This window comes from Burkholderia sp. MSMB1078WGS, assembly GCF_001528895.1.
In the GTDB taxonomy this organism is placed as follows: domain Bacteria; phylum Pseudomonadota; class Gammaproteobacteria; order Burkholderiales; family Burkholderiaceae; genus Burkholderia.
The window spans coordinates 63,008-76,500 of sequence record NZ_LPDI01000071.1 but is presented as its reverse complement, the minus strand read 5'-3'; the positions used below and the strand labels follow the sequence as shown (position 1 = coordinate 76,500).

Annotated in this window: 13 protein-coding genes; 4 read left to right on the top strand and 9 right to left on the bottom strand. The window is 66.8% G+C overall.

Annotated features, from left to right (window positions below; translation table 11 throughout):
- Nucleotides 1–112: 112 nt before the first annotated feature.
- Nucleotides 113–1,150 (bottom strand): LacI family DNA-binding transcriptional regulator, encoded by a 1,038-nt coding sequence (locus WT24_RS17390; RefSeq protein ID WP_082741971.1) that lies wholly within the window; start codon nucleotides 1,148–1,150, stop codon nucleotides 113–115.
- Between the two features lie 298 nt (nucleotides 1,151–1,448).
- Here WT24_RS17390 and WT24_RS17385 point away from each other — a divergent pair, with 298 nt between their 5' ends.
- Nucleotides 1,449–2,795: an MFS transporter gene (locus WT24_RS17385; RefSeq protein WP_059794416.1), complete on the top strand. Its 1,347-nt coding sequence runs from the start codon at nucleotides 1,449–1,451 to the stop codon at nucleotides 2,793–2,795.
- Between the two features lie 177 nt (nucleotides 2,796–2,972).
- Here WT24_RS17385 and WT24_RS17380 read toward each other — a convergent pair whose 3' ends face one another.
- Complete coding sequence (locus WT24_RS17380; RefSeq protein ID WP_060035147.1) at nucleotides 2,973–4,136, bottom strand: pyridoxal phosphate-dependent aminotransferase; 1,164 nt, start codon at nucleotides 4,134–4,136, stop codon at nucleotides 2,973–2,975.
- A gap of 53 nt (nucleotides 4,137–4,189) precedes the next feature.
- Between WT24_RS17380 and WT24_RS17375 the strand changes: the two genes are divergently transcribed.
- Nucleotides 4,190–4,840 carry a GntR family transcriptional regulator gene (locus tag WT24_RS17375; RefSeq protein WP_257127506.1) on the top strand — a complete coding sequence of 217 codons (651 nt, stop codon included), beginning with the start codon at nucleotides 4,190–4,192 and terminating at the stop codon, nucleotides 4,838–4,840.
- Between the two features lie 184 nt (nucleotides 4,841–5,024).
- On the opposite strand, the gene WT24_RS17370 is transcribed toward WT24_RS17375, so the two are convergent.
- Nucleotides 5,025–5,258 carry a hypothetical protein gene (locus WT24_RS17370; RefSeq protein ID WP_011549124.1) on the bottom strand — a complete coding sequence of 78 codons (234 nt, stop codon included), beginning with the start codon at nucleotides 5,256–5,258 and terminating at the stop codon, nucleotides 5,025–5,027.
- Between the two features lie 389 nt (nucleotides 5,259–5,647).
- Here WT24_RS17370 and WT24_RS17365 point away from each other — a divergent pair, with 389 nt between their 5' ends.
- A complete protein-coding gene (locus tag WT24_RS17365) occupies nucleotides 5,648–6,361 on the top strand; it encodes a DUF4396 domain-containing protein (protein WP_060035143.1) in 714 nt (237 codons plus the stop codon).
- On the opposite strand, the gene WT24_RS34445 is transcribed toward WT24_RS17365, so the two are convergent.
- The 6 genes from WT24_RS34445 to WT24_RS17340 form a co-directional block, all read right to left on the bottom strand.
- Nucleotides 6,333–6,653, bottom strand: a complete 321-nt coding sequence (locus WT24_RS34445; protein WP_156441826.1) for a hypothetical protein — start codon at nucleotides 6,651–6,653, stop codon at nucleotides 6,333–6,335. The two genes, WT24_RS17365 and WT24_RS34445, sit on opposite strands and share 29 nt — an antisense overlap.
- A 14-nt stretch (nucleotides 6,654–6,667) precedes the next feature.
- On the bottom strand, nucleotides 6,668–8,140 hold the full coding sequence (locus tag WT24_RS17360; RefSeq protein WP_060035141.1) for an NAD-dependent succinate-semialdehyde dehydrogenase: 1,473 nt from the start codon (nucleotides 8,138–8,140) through the stop codon (nucleotides 6,668–6,670).
- A gap of 109 nt (nucleotides 8,141–8,249) precedes the next feature.
- Complete coding sequence (locus WT24_RS17355; protein WP_006749694.1) at nucleotides 8,250–8,741, bottom strand: Lrp/AsnC family transcriptional regulator; 492 nt, start codon at nucleotides 8,739–8,741, stop codon at nucleotides 8,250–8,252.
- Nucleotides 8,742–8,826: 85 nt separating this feature from the next.
- A complete protein-coding gene (locus WT24_RS17350; RefSeq protein WP_060035139.1) occupies nucleotides 8,827–10,227 on the bottom strand; it encodes an aspartate aminotransferase family protein in 1,401 nt (466 codons plus the stop codon).
- Nucleotides 10,228–10,388: 161 nt separating this feature from the next.
- Nucleotides 10,389–11,315, bottom strand: coding sequence for a glyoxylate/hydroxypyruvate reductase A (locus WT24_RS17345; protein WP_059794383.1), 927 nt, complete (start codon nucleotides 11,313–11,315; stop codon nucleotides 10,389–10,391).
- Between the two features lie 12 nt (nucleotides 11,316–11,327).
- A complete protein-coding gene (locus WT24_RS17340) occupies nucleotides 11,328–12,188 on the bottom strand; it encodes a GNAT family N-acetyltransferase (protein WP_059794380.1) in 861 nt (286 codons plus the stop codon).
- Nucleotides 12,189–12,653: 465 nt separating this feature from the next.
- Between WT24_RS17340 and WT24_RS17335 the strand changes: the two genes are divergently transcribed.
- Nucleotides 12,654–13,322, top strand: coding sequence for a haloacid dehalogenase type II (locus WT24_RS17335; protein WP_060035136.1), 669 nt, complete (start codon nucleotides 12,654–12,656; stop codon nucleotides 13,320–13,322).
- Nucleotides 13,323–13,493: the final 171 nt, after the last annotated feature.

Genomic DNA, 13,493 nt, shown 5'->3' with positions numbered 1-13,493 from the left:
GGTTTTTTGCGTAGCGGAAGGGATTTCGTGCGCGCGTGGCGAAGGAGTGGGGCAGGGGGTCGGTACGAAGCCGCGCGCGTCGCGCGTTGGGATGCGCGCGGCCGTCGGCTCGTCAGGCGCTTTCCCGCGGGATGATCGTGTAGTCGATACGGATGCTTTTCGCGTCGGTCCGCTCGCCGCCGTCACGCGCCTGGAGCGCCGCCAGCAACGCTTCGCCGGTGCGCAGCCCGATGCCGTACGCGTCGACCGACACGGTGGTGATGGTCGGGTGGCAGCATGTCGCCACTTCGAAGTTCCCGAAGCCGGCCACGGCGATGTCGGCGGGCACGGCGAGCCCGCGCCGGTGGCACTCCATGATCGCGCCGAATGCCGACATGTCGCTCACGCACATCACCGCGTCGGTATCCGGCCATTGCTCCAGCAGCGCTGCCATTGCGGGGCCGCCGTGGCTCATCGTGATCGGCGATTCGCCGAGCCGCACGACGCGCGGTTCGCCCAGGCCCAGCGCCTTGATCTCCGCCTGGTAGCCCTTGAGCCGGTCCAGGCCGCGGCGATCCAGTTCGCTCGCGCCGACCAGAAAGCCGATGCGCCGATAGCCACGCTCGGCCAGGTGGCGCACCATCGCACGGGCGGCGCGCACGTTCGAGAAGCCGACGGCGGTGTCGATCGGGCGCGTGGGCAGGTCCCACATCTCGACCACCGGAATCGCCGAGCGCTCCAATACCTTGCGTGTCGCCTCGGTGTGCTGCGACCCCGTCAGCGCAATGCAGCGCGGCTGGTGTCGCAGCATCGACCGGACGAGCCGTTCTTCGCGTTCCAGGTCGTAGTCGGTGTCGCCGAGCAGCAACTGGAGTCCGTGCGGCTCGAGCGCATCGGTCAGCCCGCGCACGGTGTCCGAGAAGTTGGAACTCGACAGCGACGGCACCAGCACCGCGACGAATTCCGATCGCCCCGACGACAGCGCACCGGCGGCAGCATCCGCCACGTAGCCGAGCTGCTCGATGGCCTCGCAAACCCGTGCGCGCGTCTCGGCGGCCACGCTGTGGCCAGCGAGCACGCGCGACACCGTCATCTTCGATACGCCGGCGAGGCGCGCTACGTCGGACATGCGGGGCGGCCCGGCGGGCCGGACGGCGGTGGGACTGGGCATCGGAATCGCGATCGGGAGAAAGCCGGAAAGGCTACATCATACCGGGGCGGCGTACCGTGCAGGCTGGCCGCGGCGTGCTCGTCGCGGTGAGGTCCGTACTAGGGAAACCACGCGTTCGGCGGCACTTGTACGCGCGTATCGCAGCGTGCTACCTTCAGTCTTTGTTACCGGTATCAACTTGCCGATCGCTCCCGTCGCCTCGTCGGCTTTTTTTTGCCACCGGATGTTATCGGTAACATCGATGCGCAAGGCGCACGCGACGGTACGAAGAAGATCTACACAATCAGGAGACAGACCGATGCCATCCATTACGCAGGCCGCTGCCGCACCGGCCGCGGCCGACTCGTCCGAAGACGCCCTTTACCGCAAGGTCATGCGGCGCATCCTGCCGTTGCTGCTGCTCTGCTACGTCGTGGCTTACCTGGACCGCGTCAACGTGGGCTTCGCGAAGCTGCAGATGCTGGACGACCTGAACCTGAGCGACGGCGTCTATGCGCTCGGCGCCAGCATCTTCTTCTGGGGCTATTTCCTGTTCGAGATGCCCAGCAACCTGCTGCTGCACCGCTACGGCGCGCGCTTCTGGATCGCGCGGATCATGATCACGTGGGGCATCGTGTCGTCGTCGATGGCGTTCATCGTGCCGCTCGCGCAGTTCTTCCACGTGCAGACGACCACGATGTTCTACACGCTGCGCTTCCTGCTGGGGCTGTGCGAAGCCGGGTTTTTCCCGGGCGTCATCCTTTATATGAACTACTGGTTCCCGGCGCGCCGCCAGAGCGTGGCGATGTCGGGCTTCCTGGTCGCGATCCCGCTGAGCCTGACGCTCGGCAGCGTGGTGTCCGGCTGGCTGATGGAGCAGACGCACGGCCTGTCGGGCATGAGCGGCTGGCAATGGATGCTGCTGCTCGAAGGGCTGCCGTCGATCGTGGTGGCGTTCGTCGTGCTGGCCTGCCTCGGCGACGGCCCGCAGTCGGCGAAGTGGCTGTCCGCCGACGAAAAGGCGGTGCTGTCGCGCAACCTCGAATCCGAGGCCGCGCACAAGTCGCACAGCATCGGCGCCGCGCTGCGCAGCCCGCGCGTGTGGCTGCTCACCTTCATCCTGCTGACGTTCAATACCGGCTTCTACGGGCTGGCTTTCTGGCTGCCGTCGATCATTCGCGCGTCGGGCGTGCACAGCCCGCTGCACATCGGCGTGCTGACGGCCATTCCGTACCTGACGGCGATCTTCGCGATGGTGTGGAACGCGTCGCACTCGCGCAAGACCGGCGAACGCCGCCTGCATGCGGCGATTCCCGCGCTGATCGGCGGCGTCTTCCTGATCCTGAGCGCGGCGTTTGCGCAGAACGTGGCGCTGTCGATCGTATTCCTGACCATTGCCACGTGCGGCATTCTCGCGCTGATGCCGATCTACTGGACCTTCCCGGGGCAGATCCTGTCCGGCACGGCCGCGGCCGCCGGCATTGCGTTGATCAATTCGGTGGGCAACCTGTCCGGCTTCACGGGCTCGATGATCACCGGCGTCGCCAAGCAGATGACCGGCGACATCAACAACGGGACCTATGCGCTGGGCGCTTGTCTGCTGATCAGCTGCGTGCTGATCGCGTCGATTCCGCGCGATATTCTGCGACCGCCGGCGGGGCGGTAGGGCGTTCGCGCGACGTTACGTCCGGCCGGGGCTGCGATATCGTGCCGCCCCGGCGCCGGATGCGTCACGCGACGTGGATTGATCTCGTTTGAGTTCGTTCGACCATCACGGACGGAATGCCGGAGGCCTCCAACCGGCGAGGCCTTGCACGCGACTCGGCTTTCTCGTGGGCGGCCGTCAACCTTCCAGTGCGAAGCGCACCTTGTCCCCGAGCGTGCGTAACCGCTCGACCGGTTCGTTCGAGAACACGAATCGGACGTACTGCTCGCCGTGTGCAACGCCCCATCCGGTCATGGCCGTCGCACACACGCCGTGGTTCAGCAACCGCTCCGACATCTGCGATCCGGTCAGGCCGAAATCGGACACGCGCAGCAGCATCGACCAGCCCCCCGCCGGCATGCCGAACGGGAGTCCCGACAGTTCGGCGGCGACGGTATCCCGCCGCCTCTCGAGTTCGCTCACGTAGCCAGGCAGATCGGATGTGGAATGCTCGAGCGCAACCGCCGCGGCCTCCTGAGCTATGCCGACCGGCACCACGACATTGGCGAGCGACACGGCCACAAGATCCGGAATCAGCCATTCCGGCGCGACGATCCAGCCGACTCGCCAGCCAATCATGCGCAGCTCCTTCGACGCGGCGCCCACCGTGACCGTACGCTCGGCCATGCCGGGCAGGCCGGCGGGATGGATGACCGTGCGTCCATCGAAGAGCAGCCGTTCCATCGCGCTGTCGAGGATCAGCAGCAGATCGTTCTGCACACACAAGCTCGCGATCAGTTGCCAGTCGGACGCATCGAAGAAGCCGCCCGACGGCATCGACGGAGACATCAGCAGCATGGCCCGCGTTTTCGGACCGATCGCTGCCCGTAGCGCGGCCCGGTCCAGCTTCCATTCGCCGCCCGGCGTGAAGGCGAACGGGACTTGCCGGGGCACACCGCCCGCAAGGCGGACGCGGTTCAGCAGACCCGCGTACGTCGGATCGGTGACGATGACTTCGTCGCCGGTCTCGACGGTGGCGAGCAGCGTATTCAGAATGCCGGAGAGTCCGCCGGCCGACACCACCACCTGGTCGGCCGTGAAGCGCTGCCCCGAAAGCGCCGACACGTGGGCGGCAGAGCTCGCGCGTAGCCGATCCTGGCCGACGAAGGGCAAATATGAATTGGCCGAGTCCCGCTGGATTGCGTCCCGGGTGAAGGCGAGCGCTTCCGAAGTGGGTGGGATGTCGGTATCGAGATTTTCGAGTCGCAAGAGGTCGACGTCGGCACGATCGGCGATCGAGCCCATGCGATCGACGCCGATGCCGGCAATGTGCTGCAGACGCACAGGACGGTGGTGGCGCATCGAGCCTCCGATCTTGTTACAATTTAATAGATAATATATACATGGTGGTCGGCATGAAGGTTGAAGTCAAGGACGATCGCTCGCTGGCCGATCGGATCGCTGCCGCATTGGCGGACCGCATCATCTCGGGCGTCATCGCGCCGGGGGAGTGGCTGCGTCAGGACCACATCGCGGCAGAGTTCGGCGCGAGCCATGTGCCGGTGCGCGAGGCGTTCAGACGGCTGGAAGCGCAGGGGTTGGCGGTGGTGGAACCGCGACGAGGCGTGCGGGCGGCGCCGCTCGAGCCGGCGGACGTGCTTGAGATGGCAAAGATGCGTGCCGCTTTCGAGGCGCTGGCGCTGCGCGAGGCGATGCCCGCTCTCGACGCACGTGCGCTGGAGGAACTCGATGCGATCCTCGATCAGGAGGCGGCGGCGCGTGGCATAGCCGTGCTGGGTACGCTGAATCTGAGGTTTCATCGCGCATTGACCGCGCGGTGCGGGATGCCGCGGCTCGTCGCTGCGATTGGCGACATGCATCGGGCCAGCGCACGGCATTTGTATGCGACGTGGCAGCAACTGGACTGGCAGGATCGCTCGAACGACGAGCATCGGAACATCGTTCGGGCAATACGTGATGGGGATGTGGACGCAGCGTGTGCGGCTCTGTCCGCGCACATTCTGGCTGCGGGGGACGCGCTGGCTCAGGCGTTGTGCAGGCGGTAGGGAGGAAGGTCGAGCCGGGGGCGTCAAGCGGTCTCAAAGCCGGTTTCGGGAATGGCTCGCGTCTTCTGCGGGACGGTTATAGCTAAACGCGTCGGGCGGCATGCGGCCACGAGCGGCCGTTCGACAACCACACGCCAATCGTCGACAATCCGGGCCGTACATTAGGGCGTTAAGAGCGTAGCCTTTAGCGGTTACCGTCGATCAGATCGTTCAGCAGCGCATCGAACGCGGCCTGTGCGTCTTCAAGTTCCTGCAGGGCGGCATCAAAGGTTTGCAGCGCGAACGGCGAAGGCTCGCCGCTGCCTTGCGGCGGAAATTGCTTCTGCATCGAGGCGAACGTACTCTGCACGCGCAGCGTGGCGGCCACCATGCGCTCCATCGCCTGGGTTTCTTCGGCTCGGGCTTGTTCCGGATTCATTCCTCTCTCCTTGGATGGTTTTTTTGAAGACCAAATCATACGCGCTGTGTCCGTTCTTGCCGCCCTTGGCAGAACGACTCCGTTGAAGGTTCCAACGGCACGCTGCGGGAGAAGCGATTTAATCGGGAATGATTCCGCAGTCGCGCCGAGGCCAAGATACTCGTCGAGCGTGGCTACAAAATCCAACCGCAGGTCACAACGATTGGCCGCTTTGGATAAATCTGAAGGGCCGTTCAGGGTCGGCTACGGCCGAACACGTCCGACAGCAGTCGGCCAAGAGACGACACTCGGCCAAGTGAATCGGCCGCCCTAACGACGGAAAACTTCCCCCTGTGAACGGAACGTGCCTTGCTGCGTGTCTGGCATTGGACTCGCCAGCAGGAATATTGATGATTTACGGAGCCTTTCCACCTTGGCTGCATACGCTATCGGCCACCTGGATCATTTTGGGTGCGGTCTGTGCCGTTGCAATCGTCGCTGACGAAGTTCGGCATCCTCAGAAGATGTGGATCATGAACGTCGTCTGGCCCCTGACGGCGTTGTTCGGGACGGTCTTATGGGTTGCCGCCTACTACGTGTGGGGACGGAATGTCGCTGACTCGGGACACGACGCCGACGAACAGCCGTTCGTCGCGATGGTGATGAAGGGTACGAGTCATTGCGGCGCGGGCTGTACGCTCGGAGACATCATTGTCGAGTGGTCGGCTTTTGCCTTCCCCGCCTTGGCAGTCTGGTTCGGTTGGCACACGGTATTTAATGAAAAAACGTTTGCCGTCTGGATCCCCGATTTCATCGCCGCCTTTCTGTTCGGCATCGTTTTTCAGTACTTCACGATCAAACCGATGCGCGGGCTTTCGGTAGGTGCAGGTTTGATGGCGGCCGTCAGAGCCGATATCGCGTCGATTACTGCCTGGCAGGTAGGCATGTACGGCTTTATGGCCATCATCCAGTTCCTGTGGTTCAAGCCGGCTTACGGGGGTATCGCGAAAGTTGCGAGCCCCGAATTCTGGTTCGCCATGCAGCTCGCGATGCTGGCAGGGTTCGCCACCAGCTATCCCGTTAACTGGTGGCTGATCAATTCGGGTATGAAGGAAAAAATGTAATGGCCTTGACCGCCAGCACGGCGAAGGCGACCCGTGGCGTGACATCTTCGGCAGCGGAGCGGAATGCATGGCGGGTGGAGCCGTGGACGAAGCGTCCGCCGACGATGCGCACACAAACTCCGGTCGGCAATGCGTTTTTACCCGGGGCAGCGAATGCGGGGCCGCCGCGGGCGACGGGACGGCGCGTCGGGCACGCATGATTCGACATGACGCCCGCGCCGCCCGCTTCGCGGCGCCCGCACCCGCAAGGACAGGCCAGCGGGTGCGGAAAGCGCAACGGGAAATCGAACACGCGGCGACGCCGGTTCAGTCGAGCCCGCCCTGACACAGATACTTGATCGACAGATAATCGTCGAGCCCATAGCGCGAGCCTTCGCGACCATAGCCCGATTCCTTCACGCCGCCGAACGGCGCCGCCTCGCTCGCGAGCGCGCCTTCGTTGATCCCGACGATGCCAGTCTCCAGCCGCGCCGACACGCGCGCGATGCGCCGCACGTCCTGCGTGTAGAAATACGCGGCGAGCCCGAACGGCGTGTCGTTCGCGGCGTCGACGGCTTCTTCCTCGGAGTCGAAGCGAAACAGCGCGGCGACCGGGCCGAAGGTTTCCTCGCAGGTCAGCTGCATGTCGCGAGTGGCGTCGGCGAGCACCGTCGGCGCGTAATAGTTCGGCCCGAGTTCGCTCAGGCGCTTGCCGCCCGTCAGCACGCGTGCGCCGCGCTCGACGGCGTCGCCGACGTGACGCGCGATCTTGTCGACCGCACGCGCGTTGATCATCGGGCCGATCTGCGCGGCCGGGTCGGTCGCCGGCGCGACCTTCAGCGCGGCGACGCGCGCGGCGAGCTTCGCGGCGAACGCGTCGTAGACGCCGGCCTGCACGTACACGCGATTCGGCGACACGCACGTCTGCCCGCCGTTGCGGAACTTGGCGGCCATCAGCCCGTCGACCGCGGCATCGAGCTCGGCGTCGTCGAACACGATGAACGGCGCATTGCCGCCGAGTTCGAGCGACAGCTTCTTCAACGTCGCCGCCGATTCGCGCGCGAGCAGCTTGCCGACGGACGTCGAGCCGGTGAACGTGATCTTGCGCACGCGGCTGTCGGCGAGCCAGTCGGCCGCGGCGTCGATGCCGCGTTCGCGCGACGCGGTAATCAGGTTCAGCACGCCGGGCGGCACGCCGGCTTCCTGCGCGAGAAACGCGAGCGCGAGCGCGGTCAGCGGCGTGTCCTCAGCCGGCTTCGCCACGACCGTGCAGCCGGCCGCGAACGCGGGCGCGATCTTGCGCGCGATCATCGCGAGCGGGAAATTCCACGGCGTGATCGCGGCGACGATGCCGATCGGCTCCTTCACCGCGCTCAGCCGCTTGCCGCGCTGCTGCTGCGGGATCAGGTCACCGTACGTGCGCGTCGCTTCCTCCGCGAACCACAGTACGTACGACGCGCCGTACGCGACTTCGCCGCGCGCTTCGGCAAGCGGCTTGCCTTGTTCGCGCGAGATCAGCTTCGCCAGATCGTCGGTGTGCGCGACGATCGCCGCATGCCATGCACGCAGGATCGCGGCGCGTTCGCGCGCGGGCGTCGCGCGCCACGCGGGCAGCGCGCGTGCCGCGGCGTCGGTCGCCGCGCGGGCGTCGGCGGCGCCGCTGTCGGGTGCGTGGGCAACGGTCTCCAGCGTGGCCGGATCGGTGACGGCGAAGCGGCGGCCGTCGAGCGCATCGCGCCAGACGCCGTCGATCAGGTTGGCGGTGCGAACGAGTTCGGTTCGGGACAGCGTAAGCGGCATGACAGTTCCTTGAGTGAAGCGGTTCGGCGACGCTGGCGACGCGCGGCGGGCGCGACCCCGCCCACGCGGACAGCCGGCTGCCGCGTGACGGAGCGACGCACGCCGGGTGTCAGTGACGTTCGCCGAACAGCGATTCGAGCGGGTAGTGCCGTTTGACGAACGGCGACTTGATGATCACGTAACTGAAATACTTCTCGATGCCGATGTTCTGCTCGAGCAGCCCTTCGACGATCGTCTGGTAATGGCTCACGCTGCGCGTGATGAACTTCAGCAGATAGTCGTAGCCGCCGCTCGCGAGGTGGCATTCGACGATCTCGTCGACGTTGCGGATCGCCGCGACGAAGCGGTCGAAATCCTCGCGCCGATGGTCGGCCAGCGTGACCTCGGTAAACACGACCTGCACGTCGCCGAGTTTCTCGAGCTGGATGTGCGCGCCGTAGCCGCCGATGTAGCCGGCCTTCTCGAGCCGCTTCACGCGGATCAGGCATGGACTGGGCGACAGCCCGACCGCATCGGCCAACTCGACGTTGGTCATGCGGCCGCGCTTCTGCAACTGGGAAAGGATGCGCAGGTCGATGCGATCCAGCTTGCTGTCCGTCATGTTCACGTGAAAGGGCAAAAATGGAATGTCCGGTTACTTTAGAGTCGAACGATGGCGGCCACAAGCCCGGCTTTCCCTTGGCCTGTCAGGCCGGCTGCGCGTGCGCGGCGTCGAGCGCGCGCTGCACGCCCGCGTCGGCCAGCACGTCGTCGAGCGTCTTGCGCACGCGTTCGAACAGCAGGTCGAACTCGCCCGCGGTGAAGCTCAGTGCCGGCGCGAAGCCGAGCACGCCGTCGCCGAACGCGCGAAACACCACGCCGTTCGCGTACGCGGCGGCCGCGATCTTGTCCGGCACGTTCAGCGCCGCGTCGAAGCGCGTCTTGCGGGCCTTGTCGGTCACGAGTTCGAGTGCGCCGAGCAGGCCGACCGAGCGTGCGTCGCCGACGAGCGGATGCGCGCGCAGCGCGTCGAGCCCCGCGGCGAAGCGCGGCGCCATCGCCTGGCCGTTCGCGAGCAGCCCGCCTTCGTGATAGAGCTTCAGCACCTCGAGGCCGATCGCCGCGCTGACCGGGTGCGCGGAATACGTATGGCCGTGGCCGACCACGGGCGAATCGGCGCGCTCGCCCGCGATCCCTTCGTAGATTTCGTCGGACATCAGCACCGCGCCCATCGGCGCATAGCCGGCGGTCAGGCCCTTCGCGACGGTCATCAGGTCCGGGTCGACCTGTTCGGCCTCGCATGCGAACAGCGGGCCCGTGCGGCCGAAGCCGGTGATCACCTCGTCGGCGACGAACAGGATGCCGAGGCGCCGGCACGCGTCGCGCATCGCTTTCAGCCAGCCGGCCGGCGGCACGATCACGCCGCCGGAACCCTGCACCGGTTCGCAGAAGAATGCGGCGACGTTGTCCGCGCCGAGTTCGGCGACCTTCGCTTCGAGCGCGGCGACCGACGCGGCGATCAGCGCCTGCGGATCGTCGCCGAGCGGATGGCGGTACGGGTACGGCGACGGAATATGGTGCTGGTCTGCGCGCGGCAGGTCGAAGTGGCGGTGGAACGCCGGCAGCGCGGTGAGGCCGGCGCCGATCGACGACGAGCCGTGATAGCCGCGTTCCAGCGCGATCATCTGCTTCTTCGACGGGCGGCCGGTCGCGTTGAAATAATGCGTGATGAAACGCACCGCCGAGTCGATCGCATCCGAGCCGCCGAGCGTGAAGTACACGCGGTTCAGCGACGGCGGCGCGAGCGCGGCGAGGCGTTCGGCGAGTTCGATCGCCGGCTGCGAGCCGAAATGGAAATAACCGGTCGCGTAGGGCAGCTTCGCCATCTGGTCGGCGGCGGCTTTCACGATGCTGTCGCGGCCGTAGCCGACGTTCACGCACCACAGGCCCGAGAACGCGTCGAGCAGCGTGTGGCCCGCGGCGTCGCGCAGGAACACGCCGTCCGCGGATTCCAGCACGGTGACGCCGCGCGCCTCGTGCGCACGGTAGTTGACGACGGGATGGATCAGGTGTTGACGATCGGCTTCGATCAGCGCGGCTTGGTTCATGGGAAGGCAGGACTCTCGTCAGGTGTCAGCGGTGAGTTCATGCTACCGGGCGAGAAATCCGACCGTGTCTTCAATTTGCGGCTCGAAACGTATGCGCGCGGCGTTTGTGCGGGGCGCTTCGGCATTTTCTGCTGCGCGCCCGACAGGGCCGGGCGTGCCCGTCAGTAGCCGCGCGCGCGATCGACGACGCCGATCATCGGCTGGCCCGCGCGATGGCGAGCGAGGTTCGCGAGCACGGCGTCGACCGCGGTGTCGGGCCGCGTCGCGCTGGCGATGTGCGGCGTGATGCGAATGCGCGGATGCGTCCAGAACGGATGGCCGGCCGGCAGCGGTTCGGGATCCGTCACGTCGAGGATCGCGCTGTCGACGCGGCCGCTCGCGAGCGCCGCGAGCAGTGCGGCTTCATCGAGTTGCGGCCCGCGCCCGACCTGCACGAGCGATGCGCCGGCCGGCAGCGCGTCGAACACGCGCGCGCCGAGCAGCCCGCGCGTGCTGTCGGTAAGCGGCAGCAGGCAGATCAGGATGTCGGTGCGGGCGAGAAACGCATCGAGCGCCGCATCGCCTGCATAGCAGTCGACGCCGTCGAGCGTGCGCGGCGTGCGGCTCCAGCCGGCGCACGGGAAACCGAAGCGCCGCAGCGTGTCGAGCACAGCCTGGCCGAGCGTGCCGAGCCCGAGCACGCCGACGCGTCGCGACGCGGCCGCGCGCACGGGATGCTCGCGCCACACCTGGTCGCGCTGCTGGGCCGCATAGTCGAACAGGTCGCGATGGATCGTCAGTACGGCCTGCGTCACGTATTCGACCATCCCTTCGACGATACCTGGTTCGATCATCCGCACGACGGGGATGTGCGGCGGCACGCGCGACAGGTCGAACTGGTCGATGCCGGCGCCGACCGAGAACACGACTTCGAGATTCGGCAGCAGCGCGACCGGATCGTCCGGCGGCTGCCATGCGGCGAGATAGCGGACGGCTTCGGCGTCGCCGAGGTCCGGCCAGATCCGGAACGGCAGGTCCGGCGCCTGTTGCGCGAAGCGCGCCGCCCACTGCGCGCCGCGCACAGGGTCGGCCTTGTAGAGAAAGCTCATCGTGCGCTCCGCTCAGCCGAGCGCCTGGTTCACGATCGCGAACGCGCGCAGCGCCGGGTTGCGTTCGGGCGTCGCGCCGCGCGCCATCGCGACGACGGTGTCGACGCGCGGCAGCCCGAGCCCCTGCAGCCAGTCGGACAGCCCGCTGTCGCCCGGTACGTCGAGCCGCACGAACATGCCCTCGTGCAGCGCGAGCCAGTGGCTGATCAGCGCTTGCGCGCGCAGCGCATCCGGCGCGATCACCGGGCCGATCACGTGGCCGCGGCCGAACCGGCGGAACAGCGCGAAGCCGAGCAGCTCGCCGTCGCGATCGAGCGCGATCCCGTTCGCGACGTCGAGCAGCGCCTCGATCACCGCGCCGCGTTCGTAGCCGGCCGCGCGCGACGCGAGCGCGGCGAGGCGCGGCCCGTCGTTGGTGCCGAGCGGGCGCAGGCGCTCGCCGGGCGGCAGCGAGATCAGCGGAGGCTGGAAGGCCGCGCCCTGATGCTGATCGATCGTATCGATCGCGTCGAAGCCGAATTTCGCGTACAGAGGCTCGCCCGCCGGCGTCGCATGCAGAAAAATGGTCCGCGTGCCGAGGCTGTCGACGACGCGGGTCATCAGCTCGCGCCCGATGCCGCAACCCTGGCGTTCGGGCGACACGATGACCATGCCGAGCGACGCGTGCGATTCGCCGAAGCGCCAGCCGAGCGCGGTACCGACGACGCCGGTTTCGTCTTCGGCGACGAAGCCGCTGCCGAGCTGGAACGCGAAGCGCCAGTCGTCGAGCCGATGCGGCCACTTGACCGCCTCCGACAGTCGATGGGCGGCAGGCAGGTCGGATTCGGCGAACGGGCGATAGATGAGCGTGCGGGAAGGATTGAGGTCGGACACGCCGGACTCCGGATGGGTGGGAACGATCCGTTCACTCTGCCAGCGCGGTGGCGGCACGGATAGGACGATTCGCCTGTTTTCCGGCGGCGGCGGGCGTGCCCGCGAGATCGATGCAAACCGGCGCGATCGGCGCGAACGAACGCGCGGATCGTGCCGGCGCGGCACGTCGATCCGGTCACATGTGCTGTGGAATGCCACTACGATGAAGCACGCCACAGCCGCAGCCGCCGCCTGCCGAAGCGCCGCACCGGCAGGCGAGCCCGCTGCGGTAGCGAGGCGCCCCTCGGCCGGCCCCGCCGCGCCCGATCGCGCCGCAGATCGTGCTGCATGTGGCGGGCAACACGCGGCGATTCTGCGTTTTGAGCGGCGCGGAACGACGCGCGAACGACTTTTTGCCCTGATTCAATTTCGTTGAACCCAGCCATCCCCGGCCCTGCCGGGGCTTCACACCGACAGGACGTCACCATGATCCAGTTTGAACCGAAGTACATCACCTTCGACTGCTACGGCACGCTGACCCATTTCCGGATGGCCGAGACGGCGCGCGAAATCTATGCGGACCGGCTGTCGCTGGCCGCGATGGAGGCATTCGTGCGCGCGTTCGCCGCCTATCGGCTCGACGAGGTGCTCGGCGCGTGGAAGCCGTACCGCGACGTCGTGGTCAACGCGGTCCGCCGCACCTGCGCGCGGCTCGGCGTGAAGTTCGACGAAGCCGAGGCCGAGCGCTTCTATCATGCGGTGCCGACCTGGGGCCCGCACCCGGACGTGCCGGCAGGGCTGTCGCGGCTGGCGTCGAAGTACAAGCTGGTGATCCTGTCGAACGCGATGGACGACCAGATCATGAGCAACGTCGACAAGCTCGGCGCGCCGTTCCACGCCGTGTTCACCGCGCAGCAGGCGCAATCGTACAAGCCGCGGATGCAGGGCTTCGAATACATGTTCGACAAGCTGGGCTGCAAGCCGGAGGACGTGCTGCACGTGTCGTCGAGCCTGCGCTACGACCTGATGACGGCCGAGGATCTCGGTATCAAGCACAAGGCGTTCGTGAACCGCGGCCACGAGCCGGGCACGCCGTTCTACAACTATTACGAAGTGTCGGACATCGGCCAGCTCGCGACGCAGCTCGGGCTGTAAGCCGCCTGCGCCGGCAGATCCATCGAGCGACGGGGCGCGGCCGCGAGGCCGGCGCGTCCCGTCACGCGTTCGATCAGCGGACGAAACGAGGGTAATTACCGATATTGAGCCGTTCAAGGCTGGGCCGCCCGGGCCGATATATGTACCGAACGGTTAATATTTCGAGGCCCT